This window comes from Streptomyces sp. NPDC104381 (genome assembly GCF_055583745.1).
In genome coordinates this window covers 452,791-468,308 of record NZ_JBVJNK010000005.1, presented here as the reverse complement: position 1 = coordinate 468,308, position 15,518 = coordinate 452,791, and the positions used below count along the sequence as shown (strand labels likewise).

General features: G+C 70.8%; 17 protein-coding genes and 1 pseudogene. 8 read left to right on the top strand and 10 right to left on the bottom strand.

Annotated features, from left to right (window positions below):
* Positions 1-13: 13 nt before the first annotated feature.
* Entirely contained in the window at positions 14-1,117 is a 1,104-nt protein-coding gene (locus tag ACZ607_RS19850; protein ID WP_469736246.1) for an AI-2E family transporter, read from the bottom strand.
* Between the two features lie 238 nt (positions 1,118-1,355).
* Here ACZ607_RS19850 and ACZ607_RS19845 point away from each other — a divergent pair, with 238 nt between their 5' ends.
* Together ACZ607_RS19845 and ACZ607_RS19840 are read left to right on the top strand one after the other, a co-directional pair.
* Positions 1,356-2,837, top strand: a complete 1,482-nt coding sequence (locus ACZ607_RS19845; protein ID WP_469736244.1) for a glycoside hydrolase family 43 protein — start codon at positions 1,356-1,358, stop codon at positions 2,835-2,837.
* A gap of 128 nt (positions 2,838-2,965) precedes the next feature.
* Positions 2,966-3,706: a class I SAM-dependent methyltransferase gene (locus ACZ607_RS19840; protein WP_469736242.1), complete on the top strand. Its 741-nt coding sequence runs from the start codon at positions 2,966-2,968 to the stop codon at positions 3,704-3,706.
* A gap of 65 nt (positions 3,707-3,771) precedes the next feature.
* On the opposite strand, the gene ACZ607_RS19835 is transcribed toward ACZ607_RS19840, so the two are convergent.
* A complete protein-coding gene (locus tag ACZ607_RS19835) occupies positions 3,772-4,581 on the bottom strand; it encodes an inositol monophosphatase family protein (protein WP_469736240.1) in 810 nt (269 codons plus the stop codon).
* Between the two features lie 109 nt (positions 4,582-4,690).
* A complete protein-coding gene (locus ACZ607_RS19830) occupies positions 4,691-5,056 on the bottom strand; it encodes a hypothetical protein (RefSeq protein WP_469736238.1) in 366 nt (121 codons plus the stop codon).
* Positions 5,057-5,154: 98 nt separating this feature from the next.
* On the opposite strand from ACZ607_RS19830, the gene sigJ reads away from it, so the two are divergent.
* Complete coding sequence (sigJ, locus tag ACZ607_RS19825) at positions 5,155-6,054, top strand: RNA polymerase sigma factor SigJ (RefSeq protein ID WP_469736236.1); 900 nt, start codon at positions 5,155-5,157, stop codon at positions 6,052-6,054.
* A gap of 96 nt (positions 6,055-6,150) precedes the next feature.
* On the opposite strand, the gene ACZ607_RS19820 is transcribed toward sigJ, so the two are convergent.
* Positions 6,151-6,879, bottom strand: a complete 729-nt coding sequence (locus tag ACZ607_RS19820) for an esterase/lipase family protein (RefSeq protein ID WP_469736234.1) — start codon at positions 6,877-6,879, stop codon at positions 6,151-6,153.
* Between the two features lie 268 nt (positions 6,880-7,147).
* Between ACZ607_RS19820 and ACZ607_RS19815 the strand changes: the two genes are divergently transcribed.
* From ACZ607_RS19815 to ACZ607_RS19805, 3 genes are all read left to right on the top strand, one after another.
* Entirely contained in the window at positions 7,148-7,618 is a 471-nt protein-coding gene (locus ACZ607_RS19815; protein WP_469736232.1) for a MarR family transcriptional regulator, read from the top strand.
* A 308-nt stretch (positions 7,619-7,926) separates the two neighbouring features.
* Positions 7,927-8,445, top strand: coding sequence for a lytic polysaccharide monooxygenase auxiliary activity family 9 protein (locus tag ACZ607_RS19810; RefSeq protein WP_469736230.1), 519 nt, complete (start codon positions 7,927-7,929; stop codon positions 8,443-8,445).
* Between the two features lie 151 nt (positions 8,446-8,596).
* Complete coding sequence (locus ACZ607_RS19805; protein WP_469736228.1) at positions 8,597-9,331, top strand: chitinase; 735 nt, start codon at positions 8,597-8,599, stop codon at positions 9,329-9,331.
* Between the two features lie 106 nt (positions 9,332-9,437).
* On the opposite strand, the gene ACZ607_RS19800 is transcribed toward ACZ607_RS19805, so the two are convergent.
* From ACZ607_RS19800 to ACZ607_RS19790, 3 genes and pseudogenes are all read right to left on the bottom strand, one after another.
* On the bottom strand, positions 9,438-9,617 hold the full coding sequence (locus ACZ607_RS19800; protein ID WP_469736660.1) for a hypothetical protein: 180 nt from the start codon (positions 9,615-9,617) through the stop codon (positions 9,438-9,440).
* 73 nt (positions 9,618-9,690) lie between these two features.
* Positions 9,691-9,840 (bottom strand): annotated as a pseudogene (locus ACZ607_RS19795) (GNAT family N-acetyltransferase); the annotation flags it as partial.
* Between the two features lie 212 nt (positions 9,841-10,052).
* Complete coding sequence (locus tag ACZ607_RS19790) at positions 10,053-10,556, bottom strand: NUDIX hydrolase (protein ID WP_469736226.1); 504 nt, start codon at positions 10,554-10,556, stop codon at positions 10,053-10,055.
* A gap of 84 nt (positions 10,557-10,640) precedes the next feature.
* Here ACZ607_RS19790 and ACZ607_RS19785 point away from each other — a divergent pair, with 84 nt between their 5' ends.
* Together ACZ607_RS19785 and ACZ607_RS19780 are read left to right on the top strand one after the other, a co-directional pair.
* Positions 10,641-11,132 carry a DUF2975 domain-containing protein gene (locus ACZ607_RS19785; protein ID WP_469736224.1) on the top strand — a complete coding sequence of 164 codons (492 nt, stop codon included), beginning with the start codon at positions 10,641-10,643 and terminating at the stop codon, positions 11,130-11,132.
* Complete coding sequence (locus ACZ607_RS19780; protein WP_469736222.1) at positions 11,132-11,359, top strand: helix-turn-helix domain-containing protein; 228 nt, start codon at positions 11,132-11,134, stop codon at positions 11,357-11,359. Before ACZ607_RS19785 ends, ACZ607_RS19780 begins: the two co-directional genes overlap by 1 nt.
* 42 nt (positions 11,360-11,401) lie before the next feature.
* Here the strand turns inward: ACZ607_RS19780 and ACZ607_RS19775 are convergent, their stop codons facing one another.
* The 3 genes from ACZ607_RS19775 to ACZ607_RS19765 form a co-directional block, all read right to left on the bottom strand.
* Complete coding sequence (locus ACZ607_RS19775) at positions 11,402-11,860, bottom strand: hypothetical protein (protein ID WP_469736220.1); 459 nt, start codon at positions 11,858-11,860, stop codon at positions 11,402-11,404.
* Positions 11,861-11,922: 62 nt separating this feature from the next.
* A complete protein-coding gene (locus ACZ607_RS19770) occupies positions 11,923-13,401 on the bottom strand; it encodes an aminotransferase class I/II-fold pyridoxal phosphate-dependent enzyme (protein ID WP_469736218.1) in 1,479 nt (492 codons plus the stop codon).
* A 267-nt stretch (positions 13,402-13,668) separates the two neighbouring features.
* Positions 13,669-15,285: a phytoene desaturase family protein gene (locus ACZ607_RS19765; RefSeq protein WP_469736217.1), complete on the bottom strand. Its 1,617-nt coding sequence runs from the start codon at positions 15,283-15,285 to the stop codon at positions 13,669-13,671.
* Between the last annotated feature and the right edge of the window lie 233 nt (positions 15,286-15,518).

The following is a 15,518-nucleotide window of genomic DNA, read 5'->3' as shown; positions in this document are numbered from 1 at the left end:
GGCGGGACAGTGCTCAGGCCGCCGATCCGGCGTCGCTCGTCTCCGGCTCCTCCGCCGGCTCGCTGAGCTGTTCGCGCAGATAGTTCCAGACCACCGCGACCAGCGCCGCGGCCGGTACGGCGAGCAGGCTGCCCACGATGCCGGCCAGGCTGCCGCCCAGTGTCACGGCGAGCAGGACCACGGCGGCGTGCAGGCCGAGCCCGCGACTCTGGATCATGGGCTGGAACACATTGCCCTCCAGCTGCTGCACCACGACGATGATCGCCAGCACGATGAGCGCGTCGGTCGGTCCGTTGGACACCAGGGCGATGAGTACGGCGACGAAGCCGGCGAACAGGGCTCCGACGATCGGCACGAAGGCGGAGACGAAGGTCAGCACGGCCAGCGGGAGCACCAGCGGCACTCCCACGATCCACAGGCCGAGGCCGATGAGGACCGCGTCGAGCAGACCGACGTAGGCCTGGGAGCGCACGAATCCGCCCAGCGTCTCCCAGCCGCGCTCCGCCACGGCCGGAACGTCGGTGGCGAACCTGCCGGGCAGCTGACGCGCGAGCCACGGCAGGAACCGGGGGCCGTCCTTGAGCATGAAGAACATCAGGAAGACGGCCAGCACGGCGGTGACCACCCCGTTGACCACGGTGCTGACGCCGGTGACGACCGTGGTGACCATACTGCCGAGACTGTCCTGGATGCGGGCGGTCGCGGAGTCGAAGGCGCCGGTGATCTGGTCGTCGCTGACGTTGAGCGGCGGCCCGGAGGCCCACTCGCGCACCTTCTGGATGCCGCCGACCACACCGTCGGCGAGTTCCCCGGACTGGGAGGCGACCGGCACCGCGATCAGCGCCACGACCCCCATGGCGAGCACGAGGAACAGCACCGTGACGGCCGAGGCCGCGAGGGCCGGGGGCCATCCGCGCCGACGGAGGTAGCGCGCGAGGGGCCAGGTCAGGGTCGTGAGCAGCAGGCCGACCACGAGCGGCCAGACGACCGACCACATCCGACCGAGTGCCCACACGGCCACGACGGCCATGGCAAGGACCAGGAGCAACTCGCCCGAGACGCGGGCCGAGACGCGGAGTGCGGCGCGGGTCTTGCTGGGGCTCAACGTGACAGACATGCGCGTCAGCCTATGGGCCGCAGGTTCCACCCGTGATGTCAGGTCCCTCTCAAGCCTTCGAGGAGGGTGGCGGCGGCGTAGGGCCCCGCCGTCGAGGGCGACCTCATCGCGTGGCCGCCTGTGACAGGCATTGACACGGCGACGGCCCGTCCTTAACGTGGCGCCCCGTCATTACATCGATGTAAACGCGCGTGTGGTCCCCCCAGCCCCAACGGGTCCAGCCCCGGAAGGAAACCTCATGCCCCCGCAGTCACACCGACACCCGGCAAGACACGTCCTCCCCCTTCTCGTCGCGCTCCTCGGGCTGGTCCTGGGTCTGCTTCCCGCCGGCGCGGCCCCGGCCGCGGCAACACCCGCGGCTTCGGCGTCACCGCTTCCGGCCGCCGCGGCGGGGACGTTCCGCAACCCGCTCAACACGGGGCCCGACCCGTTCATGACCCACTGGAACGGGAACTACTACCTCACCACCACTCAGGGCGACAGCATCAGGATGTGGCGTTCGCCCTCCCTCGGCACCCTCGCCGCCGCCGACCCCGTCACCGTGTGGACCGACACCGACGCCTCCCGCAACCGCAACATCTGGGCTCCGGAGTTCTACCGCTTCGGCGACCGCTGGTACCTGTACTACACGGCGGACGACGGAGTGGACGACCACCACCGTCTGTACGTCCTGGAGTCGGAGCGCGACGACCCCACCGGCCCGTACCACTTCAAGGCGAAGCTCGCCCCGCCCAACCACGCCGACGAGTTCGCCATCGACGCGGGCATCCTCCAGCTGAACGGCCGTCTCTACCTCGCCTACAGCGGGATCAACCAGTACCAGCACAACGGCCTGAACATCGCCCCGATGTCCAACCCGTACACCGTCTCCGGCAACGCCGTGCCCATCGACGCGGCCGGCGGGTGCCCGGAGGTGCGTGAGGGGCCGGAGTTCCTGTACCGCAACGGCCGCGTGTGGATGACGTACTCCGCGTGCGACACCGGCAAGCCCGACTACCAGGTCCGCATGATGTCGCTCCCGACGGACGCCGACCCGCTCGTGCCGGGCGCCTGGTACCAGCACCCCGACGCGGTGTTCTCACGTGCCGACGACCGCGGTGTGTTCGGCCCCGGCCACCACGCGTTCTTCACCTCACCGGACGGCACCGAGGACTGGATCGTCTACCACGCCAAGACCACGTCGGTGAACACCTACAGCAACCGCACCACCCGTGCGCAGAAGTTCACCTGGCGCGCGGACGGCACCCCCGACTTCGGCCGCCCGCTCGCCCTCGGCGCCACCCAGGACCTCCCCTCCGGCGACCCCGGTTCGGGCAACTACTGGATCAACGACGACGGCCGCTCCAGCGGAGCGGGCGGCGTGACCTACAGCGGTGCCTGGAACTCCGGTACGGGCTGCGCGACCCAGTGCTTCTGGGGCGACGACCACTGGAGCGACGCCGCCGGAGCCACGGCCACGTTCACCTTCACCGGTACGCGCATCGCCCTGCTGTCCGTCAAGGACACGGGCAACGGGTACGCGGCCATCAGCATCGACGGCGGAGCCGAGCAGACGGTGGACCTGCACGGTGCCATCCGGGTGGGCGAGGCGGTGCAGTACAGGAGCCCACGGCTCGGATACGGCGCGCACACACTCCGCGTGCGCGTCACCGGTCAGCACAACGGCCAGTCCCAGGCGTCCTTCGTGAGCGTCGACCGCGCCGAGGTCTACGTCGACTGAGTCCGCACACGCCGGCCGTCGGCGGGAACGCCCACGGCCGGCGTCCCCGCCGACGGACCGGCCGAGCCGAGGGATCCCGGTGCCCTGATCGTGTTGACCACCCCCGGCAGGCGTGCTGGAGTCGGCGCGTGGACAGCATCCCCGCCAACCGGCGGCTCTGGAACCGGATCAGCAGCACCTACCAGCACGAGCACGACCCCCAGATCGGCGCCGCTCCCCGGCTCTGGGGCATGTACTCCATCCCGGACGCGCGCCTGCACGCCCTGGGTGACGTCAACGGCAAGCGCGTCCTCGAACTGGGCTGCGGCGCCGGCCAGTGGTCCAGGGCGCTCGCCTCCGAGGGCGCCACCGTGGTCGGGATCGACCTGTCCGAAGCCCAACTCGCGGCAGCGGCCGGTTCGATGGGAGCGGCCCGCTACTCGCTGGTGCAAGGCGCCGCCGAGCGGCTCCCCTTCGCCGCAGACAGCTTCGACCTGGTGTTCTGCGACTTCGGCGGACTCAGCTGGGCGCCCCCGCACCTGGCCGTCCCGCAGGCCGCACGCGTCCTGCGCCCAGGCGGGCGCCTGGTGTTCAACGTCGCGAGCCCGTGGTTCGAAGCGTGCTACGACGAAGCCGCCGGCCGCGTGACCACGACGCTGCGGCAGGACTACTTCGGGCTGAGCGCCATCGCCGAAGGCGAGGGCGCGACCAGTTATCAGCTCACCTACGGCGGCTGGGTCAAGGTCCTGCGCGGGGCGGGTCTCCTCATCGACGACCTCGTCGAGCCGCGGCCCGAACCCGGAACGCCCAACGGCTACAACGAGACCGACCCACCCGACTGGGCACACCGCTGGCCGGCGGAACTGCTGTGGGTGACGCACAAACCGTAGGTTCCGCCGCGCAGAGCGGCGCGCGGAGAGGTGAGGGGCTCCCGTCGCCCCGGCGGGCGCTGCTTTCAGGACATGCCCTGGCCCCGCCGACGGATCATCGACAGCAGGGCACCGTGGGTCTCGGCGTCCGCTGCCGCCACCAGCCCACGCCCCGACTCCCCGACCGGGGCGCCGTCGACTCCGGTGACGACACAGCCGGCGGCCCTGCACAGAGCGATGCCGGCCGCGAAGTGCACGCTCCCGCCGAGGCCGTTGCCATCGGTGACGTACGCGGCGCGCCTGCCGGCAGCGACCCAGGCCAGCGCCAGCGACGAGGAGACGACCCGCGGCCGGAACCGTTCGGCGAACCGGGGGTGGGCGAGCAGGTCCACCGCCCTGAACGCCGGCGCGCCGGGGAAGGGCGGATCGAGGTTCACGTCCACCAGTCCGGTGGCTGCCGTCGGCGCCAGCGGCGCATCTCCCCCTTCGCCCCGGACCCGGGCGGCCCCGTCGCGGGTGAAGAAGACCTCGCCGCTGAAGGGGTCGGCGACCGCCGCCGGGCCGTCGGTCAGGGCCACGTTCACGGCCACCAGCATGGTGCCGACGGAGTAGTTGAGCGTGCCGCACAGGGGGTCCACCAGCCACCGGCGCGCCGCGTCGGCCGAGCCCCGCTGTCCGCCCTCCTCGCCGCGCACCGCGTCCTCGGGCCGCGCGGCACGGATGACGCCCAGGATCGCCTCCTCGGCGGCCACATCGACGTCGGTGGCGAAGTCACCGGCGCCCTTCTCGATGCGGCGGTGCCGCCGTCCGTATCCGTCGCGCACCACCTCCGCCCCGGCGCGCGCCGCGGCCACCGCGATCTCTGCGTCGTCCAGGCCCGCATATGAGTCGATCACGGAGTGCAGGCTACGGGACGGCCCTCGGCGGAGCGCGGCCGCCGAGGCCGGTCGGCGGTGGGGGCCGGGGCGACAGCACCGAACCCCTCCTCCTGGCACGCGCCCCGGTTCACGGCCGCCGCGCCAGCGCCAGCAGGCTCAGGCCGAACATCAGGACTCCCAGGGGGAGATGGACCGACGGTACGTGCGCGATGCCGAGCACGACCTGGACCGAGGCGAGGACGAGGAAGCCGGAGGCGTACCCGATGGGCCGGGGCGAGCCGCCGCCCGGCTTCCACGCGAGCACCGCCGCGAGGACGTACAGCATCGCCGCCGCGTACATCACGCGGGCTCCGACACTGTGCAGGGTCTCCCCGTAGGACGAGGTCAGCAGCAGTCCGGCGGAGACCGCCTGAAGGAAGATGGTCAGGGTCTGCAGGGTGAGCGCGATCTGCAGAAACGAGAAGCGGTGCTGTGCCGTCGCCTGTGTCGCCATGCCACGTTCCCCTTTTCCCGCCCGGAGGCAGTAGGTCGATAAGGTCTCACCAGCCCGACGACGCGGGGCTGCGAAAGGTAAGGCCGGGGGGCAGAAGCATGGGGACGACCGAAGCGAGTACCGAGGAGATCGCCGGTGAGCGGCGTCAACTGATGAATGTGGCCTATCGGTTGCTCGGCTCGCTCGCCGAGTCCGAGGACGCCGTGCAGGAGGCCTACGCGCGCTGGTACGCACTGCCGCCGCGCAGGCAGGCCGAGATCGTGTCCCCCGGCGCGTGGCTGACGACGGTGACCGGTCGTATCTGCCTGGACGTGCTCGGCTCGGCCCGGGCCCGGCGTGAACGCTATGTCGGCGCGTGGCTGCCCGACCCCCTCCCCGACCACTCCGAGTGGACGCACGGCCAGGGCTCCGACCCCGCCGACCAGATGGTCCTGGACGAGTCGGTGACCATGGCCTTCCTCGTCGTCCTGGAGTCGATGACGCCCGCCGAGCGGGTGGCGTTCGTCCTGCACGACGTGTTCCGTTACCCCTTCGCGGAGATCGCCGGAGTCCTCGGCCGTACACCCGGGGCCTGCAAGCAGCTGGCGGCCTCCGCCCGGCGGCGGGTGGGCGCCGCGCGCCCTCCGGTGACGGCCGCGGGGCAGGCGGAGGCGGTGCGGCAGGTGAAGGAGGCGTGGGAGTCGAAGGACATCGCGGCCCTGGTCGACCTCCTCGACCCGGCCGCCGTGATGACTGCCGACGGGGGTGGACTGGCCGGTGCCGCCCTGCGCCCCATCGGGGGCGCCGCACGCATCGCCCCGTACATGGTCGCCATCGCCGACAGGGCTCCGGGGCTCGAACTCCTGGAACGGACGGTCAGCGGTGCGCCGGGCCTGGTGGCGCGGCGCGCCGGCGTCGTCCTGACCGTGGCCTCGTTCGACGTCGCCGACGGCCGGGTGACCCGGATCTGGGCGGTCCGCAATCCCGAGAAGCTTCGACCCTGGGCGCGGGGCGGCTGACGGCCGGGCCGGGAACACCCACCCGAGCGCACGGCACCCCCACCCCGGTGTCACGGATGCCGGGGCGGGGGTGTGCGCGGATCGGCGTACGACGGGTCAGGACGCGACGAAGCGCGCGATCTGGGCCAGCACGATCGTGTCCGCCAGGTACCCGATGTGCGTCTGGCAGGCCACATTGTTGTTCGTCGCTCCGCTGAGCTTGGTGCTGGTGTACGGGAGGATGACGCCGTCGCAGGCCGAGTACCAGGTCGCGTACTTGGTGTCGCCGGGCGTCTCGTCCCCCGCGGTGATCTGCGCGATGAACGAGGAGCCGGGATACATCTGCTGGCAGGTCGTGTAGATCAAGCAGGCGCCGGCGTACGTCGTGCCGTGGTTCGCGCCCGCGATCGACGCGAGATGGCTGACGTTGGTGTTGCCGCCCAGCACCTTCAGGTAGTACTGGCTGACGAGGCCGCCCATCGAGTGGTTGACGATCGCGACCTTGCTCGCGCCCGTCCTGGACTTGACGTCGTTGACGAAGGTGGCCAGGCCCTGGGCGTTGGTGATGTTGTTCCCGTAGGAGTTGTACTCGTACGCGAAGAGGTTGGAGCTGGACCAGCCGTTGAGCTGGAAGACGCTTCTGGCGGTGACCCAGTTGGAGGCGTTGCCGGTGTACCCGTGGACGAAGACGACCGGTGTGCTGGTCGACAGCGGCTGAGCGGCGGCGGCGCGTGCCGCGGGAGCGGCGGTCTGGGCGGCGCCTGCCGTCGGTGCCGAGGAGAACAGGGTGAACGCGACGGTGACGGCGGCGAGGGCGCCGAAAAGCCGGCGGGGGGAACGACGCATGGAGCACTCCTGACGGGGATGCGGGTGCCTGACCCGACAAGAGTCGGGGGGCGCGGCTCCCCCGCCATCGGTGAAATCACCGGCGTTCGCGAGCGGGTGCGGGGTGTCCGGCGGGCGGGCGCATGGGTCGTACGGGTGAAGAGTCGTCCGGGCCGGGGGCCGGCGCGGCCCTTGCCCACTTGCCCTCAACCACACTTGAGGTCCTACGTTCTCGGCATGACCGCACACCGTGCGGGCCCTACGCCGAAGCACCGGGAGAGGCCACCCCATGACGACGCCCCAGCAGACCTCCGACGCCGAACTCACCGGACAGCCCGCCGCCTACTGGACCGGGGTCGCCTACGAGGCACTGATCGCGTACACCCGCGCCCGGCAGGCCGACAAGGGCTACACCCAGCCCCAGTTCTGGCTGCTGCGCAATCTGTCCGCGAACGACATCTCCCCCGACGGCGAGGGGATGACCCTGGCCGAGCTACGGAAGGCGATGGCCTCCTACATCAGGCCCGAGGACGATCTGGCGGCGGAGGCCGAAGACCTCCTGAAGCGCGGCTGGCTGGCCCGGGACGCCGAGGACAGGCTGTGGCTCACCGAGGAAGGGGAACGGGCCCGTGTCGACCTCGCCCGCAACGCTCCCGCGATCCGTGCCGCCCTCCACGAGGGCATCGACGACGCGGACTACGTCATCACGCTGAGGGTGCTCCAGCGGCTGATCCGCAATGCCGGCGGGCCGGTCGACTGAAGCGGCAACGGCGCCGCCCCGGCCTTCCCGGACACGCCCCGGCGCCTCGCCGGGCCGGCCGACGTCCACAAGCGAGACCGCGACACATGCTTGACACGAACACGTCCGCTTGTATGGTCTAGGCCAACAGAACTCACCGCTCCGCTTGCGGAGTTCGGCCCTGTCGGCTTCTCCGTGCGCCGACGAGGCCGGTGAGTGCGCGTGACCTTCGCGCCTCTTGGCCCCCACCCAGAGGCCGCATCCGGCACGTGCGGTCACCCCCACATATGACCGCACCCGCCCGGGCGGCCTGATGTGAAGGAGTACGTATGCACGCCAGTAGGAAGACGGCAGCGCTGATCGGTGCGGCCCTGGCCCCCGTCATCGCGATCAGCCTGCCCGCCGGTTCGGCGAGCGCCCACGGCTACATCTCGGATCCGCCCAGCCGGCAGGCCCAGTGCGCGGCGGGGACGGTGTCCTGCGGGGACATCACCTACGAGCCGCAGAGCGTGGAAGGGCCCAAGGGCCTGACCAGCTGCAGCGGCGGGAACAGCCGCTTCGCGGAGCTGGACGACGACAGCAAGGGCTGGGCCGTCACCTCGGTCCCGAAGAACGCGACGTTCTCCTGGAAGCTCACCGCCCAGCACTCCACCAGCACCTGGGAGTACTACGTCGGCGGACAGCAGATCGCCCTGTTCGACGACGGCGGCGCCAAGCCGGGCGCCGTGGTGAACCACGAGGTCGACTTCGGCGGCATCACCGGGAAGCAGAAGGTGCTCGCCGTGTGGAACGTGGCCGACACCGACAACGCGTTCTACGCCTGCATCGACGTCAACGTCGGCGGCTGACACCCCGAGTGGAGTGGGCCGGGTGAGTCCGGTGGCCCCGATCCGGGCCCGCCGGGCGCACCCGGCGGTCGGAGGGCGCGTCTCGCCGAGCCCTCCGGCCTCCCACCCCGTCCCCCTTCGCCTTCACCTTCGTCCAGCAGGAGTCGACCTCGTGAAGTCCCGCACACTCGCACTACTGGCCACCACCGGCGCGGCCGCCACGCTCTGCACCCTGATCCTCGCTCCGACAGCACTCGCCCAGAAGACGGACGCGCGGTCCACCGCCGCCGAGTTCGTACTCTCCGAGGCGCAGTTCGACGAGATGTTCCCGAACAGGAACTCCTTCTACACCTACAGCGGCCTCACCGACGCGCTCAGCGCCTATCCGGAATTCACCAATGCCGGCAGTGACACGGTGAAGAAGCAGGAGGCGGCCGCCTTCCTCGCCAACGTCAGCCACGAAACCGGTGGGCTGGTGTACGTCGTCGAACAGAACACCGCCAACTATCCGCACTACTGCGACGCCACCCAGCCGTACGGCTGCCCGGCGGGCAACGACAAGTACTACGGGCGCGGGCCCATCCAGCTCAGCTGGAACTTCAACTACAAGAGCGCGGGCGACGCCCTGGGCATCGATCTCCTCAACAACCCCGACCTGGTCCAGAACGACGCGTCCGTCGCCTGGAAGACGGGCCTGTGGTACTGGAACACCCAGAGCGGACCCGGCACCATGACGCCGCACAACGCCATGGTCAACAGCGCCGGCTTCGGCGAGACCATCCGTGCCATCAACGGCAGCCTGGAGTGCGACGGCGGCAACCCCGCGCAGGTCCAGAGTCGCATCGACATCTACCAGCGCTTCACCCAGGTCCTGGGCGTGGAGCCCGGAGACGGTCTCAGCTGCTGAGCTCCCGTCCCGCAACGTGAGGCAGGCGGCTGGACCGGAAGGTCCGCCGCCTGCCTCTCCCTTGCCACCAGGCCTGAGGGCGGCTCAGGTCACCCACGCCCTGCGGTCATGGCGCCAGGCCACGCAGATCCGGGCGGTTCCTGGGCAGTCCGAAGCCCGCCATCTCCTTCTCCTCGTAGGACAGGAAGCCCAGGCTCCGGTAGAACGCGTGGTTGCGCTTGCCCTCCGGTGACGACTCGTGGTCCGTGGACAGCAGGAAGAAGCGGCAGTGCGAATAGCGCGGCATGAGGTCTTCGATCAAGGCCCTGCCGATGGTGGGCGGGGTCGACCACGACGTCCTGGACGTAACAGATGTGCTCGTCGTCGGAAATGGTCCGGGCCAGTCCGAGGAGCGTTCCCGAACCGTCGCGTGCCGTGATGACGAGGTGCGAGTTCAGCAGGCCGCGGCAGAGCTTTTCGACGTCGCGGGTGTAGCCCTCCCAGCCGACCGATTCGTACAGGCTGAGCATCTCCTCGGGGTCGAAAACATCCTCTTCCGCTATGAACACACCGAACTCCTATGGGGTAGGACCGCTTCTGATGACGAACCAGACACCGCACTGCATCTGACTCCACGACCGGGCGTGATCCGGGCCACCGCGTGCCACTGACGCAGGATCCATCCGTCGGGCGGGTCCGGCGTCGAGGACGCGACCCGCGCAGCGGTGGCCCCTGTCGGGCGTCACCAGCGCGCGACGAGCGTCTCCTTCCCGCCCCGATCGCGGTACAGCCAGGTGGTCCCCGGCGCGATGGCTCCGGTCAGATAGCCGACGATGGGTTCCCGCTGCGTTGCGCTGTCCAGTTCGCCGAGCAGCTTCAGCGCGTCGGGCAGGGGAAAGAACGCGGCCTGTTCGATGTCGTCGTCCTGCGGCGTGAGGTCCCCCGCCCACTCGTCGACCTCGAAGGCGGCGGCCAATGCCGAGGGGTGCCGCTCGGAGTCGATGTGCATGAGGAACGCGGTCCGCACCGGGTCACCGACCAGCAGCCCGGTCTCCTCCCGCAGCTCACGCCGGAGAGCTTCGTGCAGGAGCTCGCCGTCCTCGACCCCGCCACCGGGTAGCGACCAGAGCATCTCGCCGTCGGCGCCGAGCTCCTCCCGTACGAGCAGGATCTCGTCGTCCCGGCGGACGATGCCGATGACCAACTGCACCCGGGGTTCGGGGGCCTTCACCTCTTCTGCTGTCATGCCACAGACCGTACGTGAGGACCACCTTGCTTCACCTATCGATATTCGATAGATTCCCATCGTAGTTCGATGGGAGGACGGTTCATGGGAAAACTGACCGTGTACGCGCTGCGCGCCGTGCTCGTGGTGGTGCTCACCGGCACCGTGTTCGTACAGGTTCTGATGGTGTGGGTGTTGGCCGGTGGGAGCGACCCGGAGGACGGGTCGCTGCCGCTGACCCCGCTGCGCGTGTGCACGATCCTGGGCATCGGGGCGGCCCAGGTCGCGCTGGTCTGTGTGTGGCGGCTGGTGACGATGGTGCGACGCGGAACCGTGTTCTCCCACGCCGCCTTCCGGTACGTGGACGTCATCATCGGCGCGATCGTCGGGGCTGCTGTCGTGTGGTTCGCGGTGACGGCCATCAACGCACCAGGTCAGCGGGACGACCCGGGAGTCACCCTCATCATGGGCGGCATCGGCCTCGCCATCCTGGGAGTCGCGCTCATCGTGCTCGTGCTGCGGAAGCTGCTCGCCCAGGCGGTGACGCGGGACATCGAAGCGGGGCAGATGCAGGCCGAGTTGGACGAGGTCATCTGATGGCGATCGTCGTCGACATCGACGTGATGCTGGCCCGGCGCAAGATGTCCGTGGGCGAACTCGCCGACCGCGTGGGGATCACGCCCGCCAACCTGGCGGTACTCAAGAACGGCCGCGCCAAAGCGGTGCGCTTCACGACGCTCGCGGCGCTCTGCGAGGTGCTCAGGTGCCAGCCGGGTGACCTGCTTCGCTGGGAGGGGGAGGCCGACGACACCGTGAGCGAGTGAACCGCCCGCCTGCCACCACGGCCCCCGCGAACGGCGTCACCGCTACTGGTCCACGGAAGCGACGATGCCGTAGGTGACCAGGCCGTACACGACGTGCGGGACGGCGTCGGAAGCCCAGTCGCGCGCCGACCAGGTCCGGGGATCGCTGACGCCGAGGCGGGCGATGGGCGTGTCGGTGAGCGCCATCGCCAACGCACCGGTGAGCAGACCGCCCCACCCCACGGGCATCCGTACGCCGGCCCGGCTCAGCAGCGACATGGCGGCGCCCGTCCCGACACCGACGGCGATGCCCGACAACGCCCCCAGCCCTGTGAGCCGGCTGCCCCTGGCGTCCGTGTCCGGGAGCGGGTGCCCGAGGCGGGTGGTGATGCGGTCGACGACGGTCTCCGGGACGCTGCTGGCCGGCCTGCCCCGCACAGCCATGTCCGCGTACGTCACGGCGTTCAGCGCTGTGGTGCCGGCCGCCCCTGCGGCGCAGCCGCGCACGATGGTTCTGATCATGCTGGCTACGGTTCCACGAACGTCGGCGCGCGAAACGGAGCGCTCTCCACGTCTGCCCGCACTCAGTCGGCGCCGACGTCGTGCACGGACACACGGATCGTGCCGATGGTGCCGTCCACGGCGTCGGGAATGAGCATTCCCGCTTCGGCGCCGCTCCGCAGGTAATCGACTGCGGCCTGGTCGAGCACTTCGCCGGGGAGGGCGGCGGGGATCCCTGGCGGGTAGGGCGTGAGCATCTCGGCACAGACCCGGCCGACCGCCTGATCGGCGGGGACCTGCTCGACGGCACCGAAGAAGGCGTCGCGCGGAAGAGTGGCCTGCTGGAGACGGAGGTCGCCGGGGTCCGGGACGCGGATGTCCGGTGCGCGGGGCAGCTCGTCGGCGTGGGCCACCAGGTCACGCAGGCCGTCGAGGAGCCGTGCGGTCGTCGTGTCGTCGTCGGCGTGGGTGAGCTGGGCGTTGATGCGCCGGTGGTCGGACGTGTGCAGGTTGATGCGGTGGTTGCGGCGCATCCAGTCGGCGGCGTCGTACCCGTTGAAGTCCACTCCGCTCAGGTCGATGAAGATCTGGAGGGGGTCCAGGTCGAAGGCGCGCCCGGGCGCACAGAAGTCGTCGCGGCCGTTGACGTGCAGGCCCTCGATGTCCTCGATGGCTTCGCGCACACGGCGGGCCCGGGAGAGCGCGTCGCCCATAAGTTGACGGCCGTGTTCCACCATCTGGCGGCGCCAGCCGTCGAGGGCCGCATAGATGAGGACCGAGGGGCTGGTGGTGTCCAGGAGGTCGGCGCGGGAGGCCAGGGTCGAGGCGGCGACCAGGTCGCCCTGCAGGTGGAAGACCGACCCTTGTTCGAGCCCGGAGCCCATTTTGTGGACCGAGGTGACGCATACGTCCGCACCGGCGTCCATGGCCCAGGTGGGCAGCTCGAGGTGGAAGGGCAGGTGCGCTCCCCATGCCTCGTCCACGATCAGCGGTACGCCTCGCTCGTGGCACAGCGTCGCGATGGCTCCGATGTCGGCGCAGGTGCCGTACGGGGTGGGGCTGGTGATCAGCGCCCCTCGTACGTCCGGGTGCCGCTCGAACGCCGACCGGAAGGCCTCGGGGGCCGGGGGGTGGGCGAGGTGGAGATCGGGGTCCCACTGGGGGTCGACCCAGACCGGACGGATTCCGGCAAGGATCAGGCCGGAGATGACCGATTTATGCGCGTCGCGACCGACCAGGAGCTTTTCGTGCGGTCCGGCCACGGTCAGCATGGCGGCCTTCACCGACAGTGAACTGCCGCAGGTGGAGAAGAAGGTGTGCTCGGCACCGACGGCGTCGGCCATGAGGTCTTCCGCCCGCTCCAGGACCTTCTGCGACTGTGTCCGGTCGTCCAGACCCGACACGGCAAGCATGTCCGCGTCGAACACAGCATCTCCGAGCACGGCCCGCACCCTGGGGTCGGCTCCCCGGCCCTGCTTGTGACCGGGCGGAGTGAACGGCAGTTGCTGCTGCGCCCGGTACGCCTTCAAGGCGTCCAGAACGGGAGCTTTCGAATGGTCCATGGTGTGCGGCTTCCCGGTACAGGGGGGCGAAAACGACAGGGGTGAAGGCCCCGAGAAGGTGACACGGGCATCCCGGAGGACCCGGTTCCGGCGGGGTCGATGCCCGGCATCTGTCGGAGAGTGACTGTGCGGCGGCCCCAGGCACGGTCTCCCCCGCGCCCGGGCGGGAGCGGCACCGCGACGACTCCTGAAGCAGTGCGGGCATCACAGGGCGTGTGCAGGCGCCAGGGTGGCTCCCTGGCTTGCGGCGCGCTCGGAGGCATCGGGTCATTCGCTGTTCCGCCCCGAGCGGACGGACCACGGCACGGCCGGTGCGTGAAGCCCGCGCACGCTCCTTCCGCGCAGCGCGGCACGCGCGGCGTTGGCGCCGGGGGCTCCGTGCACGCCGCCGCCCGGGTGGGCCGAGGCCGACGCGAGGTACAGGCCCTTCACCGGTGTTTCGGGCCGCCCGGTGCCGACGGTCGGGCGGAAGACCAGTTGCTGGTGGGCGGCGGCGGTCCCGCCGTTGATCGCGCCGCCGTACAGGTTGGCGTCCATGGACTCGAGGGTGGGCGGCGCGAGTGGACGCCGGGAGGCGATGCGGGAGCGGAACCCCGGTGCCCAGCGTTCGACTTCCTCCTCCACACGGTCGGCCATGGCTTCCTGCTCGCGCCGGTCCCATCGCCCCGTCAGGCCGTCCTCGCCCGCGTCCCCCTTGATCCGGTGCGGGACGTGGGTGTAGGCCCAGGCCGACTCCGTGCCGGCAGGTGAGCGCGTGGCGTCCGCGGTGGTCATCTGCCCGAAGAGGAGGAAGGGGCGGTCGGGCACCTGGCCCGTCGCGATCTGGGCGGCGAAGCGGGTGAGACCGTCGACCCCGTCGGCCAGATGGACGGTCCCCGCCGTGGACGCGGCCCCGGCGGTCCAGGGCACGGGACCGTTCAGCGCCCAGTCGACCTTGAACGTCGCGAAGTCCCACTGGAACCGGCGCAGGTCGCTCAGCGTCCGGCCGGGCAGGTGCCGTGCGCCGACCAGCTCGCCGTACAACGCCGGCGCGGAGACGTCGGCGAGGACCGCACGGGAGACCGGAACGGCTTCACCCCCCGCGGTGCGCACGCCCACAGCGCGTCCGCCGCGTACGACGACCTCGGTCACGCGCTCCCCGCAGCGGACCACACCGCCGTGCCGCTCCAGCCGGCGCACCAGGGCCGCGACGAGCGCTCCGGCTCCCCCTACCGGCACCGGAAAGCCGTAGGTCTGTCCGAGCATGGACATGAGCCATCCGTATCCCCCGCTTCCCGCTGCCTCGGGGCCGAGGTCCGCGTGCAGCGCATTGCCCGCGAGGATGAGCCTGGCCCCTTCGCCGCGGAACTCCTCCTCCCCGAGGCGACGCACGGGCAGCACCATCGTCCGCGCCATCCGGAGCCCGCCGGAGGCCCGGAGCCTGGCGGCGAGGCGGAGAGCGGAGCGCACCGGCGGAAAGGGGGTGAACAGGGCCCGCAGGATGTCGGGGCTCAGGCGGCTCCACGTCCCGTACAGATCGAGCCAGGCGGCCCCGTCGCCCGCCGCGAACGTGTCCAGCCCCGCCGCTGTCTCCTCCGCCTCGCGTTCGAGGACCGCGCACCGGCCGTCCGGAAGCGGGTGCGCCAGCACGCGCGGGGCGTGGCTCCATCGGAGCCCTTCCCGATGGAGGTCCAGGCCGTCGAGGACCGGCGAGGCCGCGGCCAGCGGGTAGAAGGCGCTGAAGAGATCGCTGACGTAGTCGGGATGGACGCCTCGGTCGCTGCGGACAGCGCCGCCCGGCTCGGGCTGTGCCTCCAGTACCTCCACGCTCCACCCCGCAGCGGCGAGAAGATTCGCTGCGACGAGGCCGTTGGGCCCCGCGCCGATGACCACCGCGTCCGGCATCGATACCTCCAGCTGTTCCGGGCCTCACGGTCGGTCCCGCCGCCTCGCCGTGCGGGCAGCGAGTCCGTACGGTCGGCAGTCCTCCAGATCTCGTCGGACACCGGGCGTCCGGACGTGGCCCGCTCCTACTCACTCTCGCAAGCATCCGGGCATCCCGCCGCGCCACCGACGCCGTCGACGGACTCTTCCGCAGCGGTCCCCGGGTGGGAACGCCGCACCCTCGGGCGGTCCGC

What these genes read in the sequence shown, in the direction of transcription:
- ACZ607_RS19850 (WP_469736246.1), bottom strand. Translation starts at nt 1,117, where the DNA reads ATGTCTGTCACGTTGAGCCCCAGCAAGACCCGCGCCGCACTCCGCGTC.
- ACZ607_RS19845 (WP_469736244.1), top strand. Translation starts at nt 1,356, where the DNA reads ATGCCCCCGCAGTCACACCGACACCCGGCAAGACACGTCCTCCCCCTT.
- ACZ607_RS19830 (WP_469736238.1), bottom strand. Translation starts at nt 5,056, where the DNA reads ATGGCGACACAGGCGACGGCACAGCACCGCTTCTCGTTTCTGCAGATC.
- sigJ (WP_469736236.1), top strand. Translation starts at nt 5,155, where the DNA reads ATGGGGACGACCGAAGCGAGTACCGAGGAGATCGCCGGTGAGCGGCGT.
- ACZ607_RS19820 (WP_469736234.1), bottom strand. Translation starts at nt 6,879, where the DNA reads ATGCGTCGTTCCCCCCGCCGGCTTTTCGGCGCCCTCGCCGCCGTCACC.
- ACZ607_RS19815 (WP_469736232.1), top strand. Translation starts at nt 7,148, where the DNA reads ATGACGACGCCCCAGCAGACCTCCGACGCCGAACTCACCGGACAGCCC.
- ACZ607_RS19810 (WP_469736230.1), top strand. Translation starts at nt 7,927, where the DNA reads ATGCACGCCAGTAGGAAGACGGCAGCGCTGATCGGTGCGGCCCTGGCC.
- ACZ607_RS19800 (WP_469736660.1), bottom strand. Translation starts at nt 9,617, where the DNA reads ATGCCGCGCTATTCGCACTGCCGCTTCTTCCTGCTGTCCACGGACCAC.
- ACZ607_RS19790 (WP_469736226.1), bottom strand. Translation starts at nt 10,556, where the DNA reads ATGACAGCAGAAGAGGTGAAGGCCCCCGAACCCCGGGTGCAGTTGGTC.
- ACZ607_RS19785 (WP_469736224.1), top strand. Translation starts at nt 10,641, where the DNA reads ATGGGAAAACTGACCGTGTACGCGCTGCGCGCCGTGCTCGTGGTGGTG.
- ACZ607_RS19780 (WP_469736222.1), top strand. Translation starts at nt 11,132, where the DNA reads ATGGCGATCGTCGTCGACATCGACGTGATGCTGGCCCGGCGCAAGATG.
- ACZ607_RS19775 (WP_469736220.1), bottom strand. Translation starts at nt 11,860, where the DNA reads ATGATCAGAACCATCGTGCGCGGCTGCGCCGCAGGGGCGGCCGGCACC.
- ACZ607_RS19770 (WP_469736218.1), bottom strand. Translation starts at nt 13,401, where the DNA reads ATGGACCATTCGAAAGCTCCCGTTCTGGACGCCTTGAAGGCGTACCGG.
- ACZ607_RS19765 (WP_469736217.1), bottom strand. Translation starts at nt 15,285, where the DNA reads ATGCCGGACGCGGTGGTCATCGGCGCGGGGCCCAACGGCCTCGTCGCA.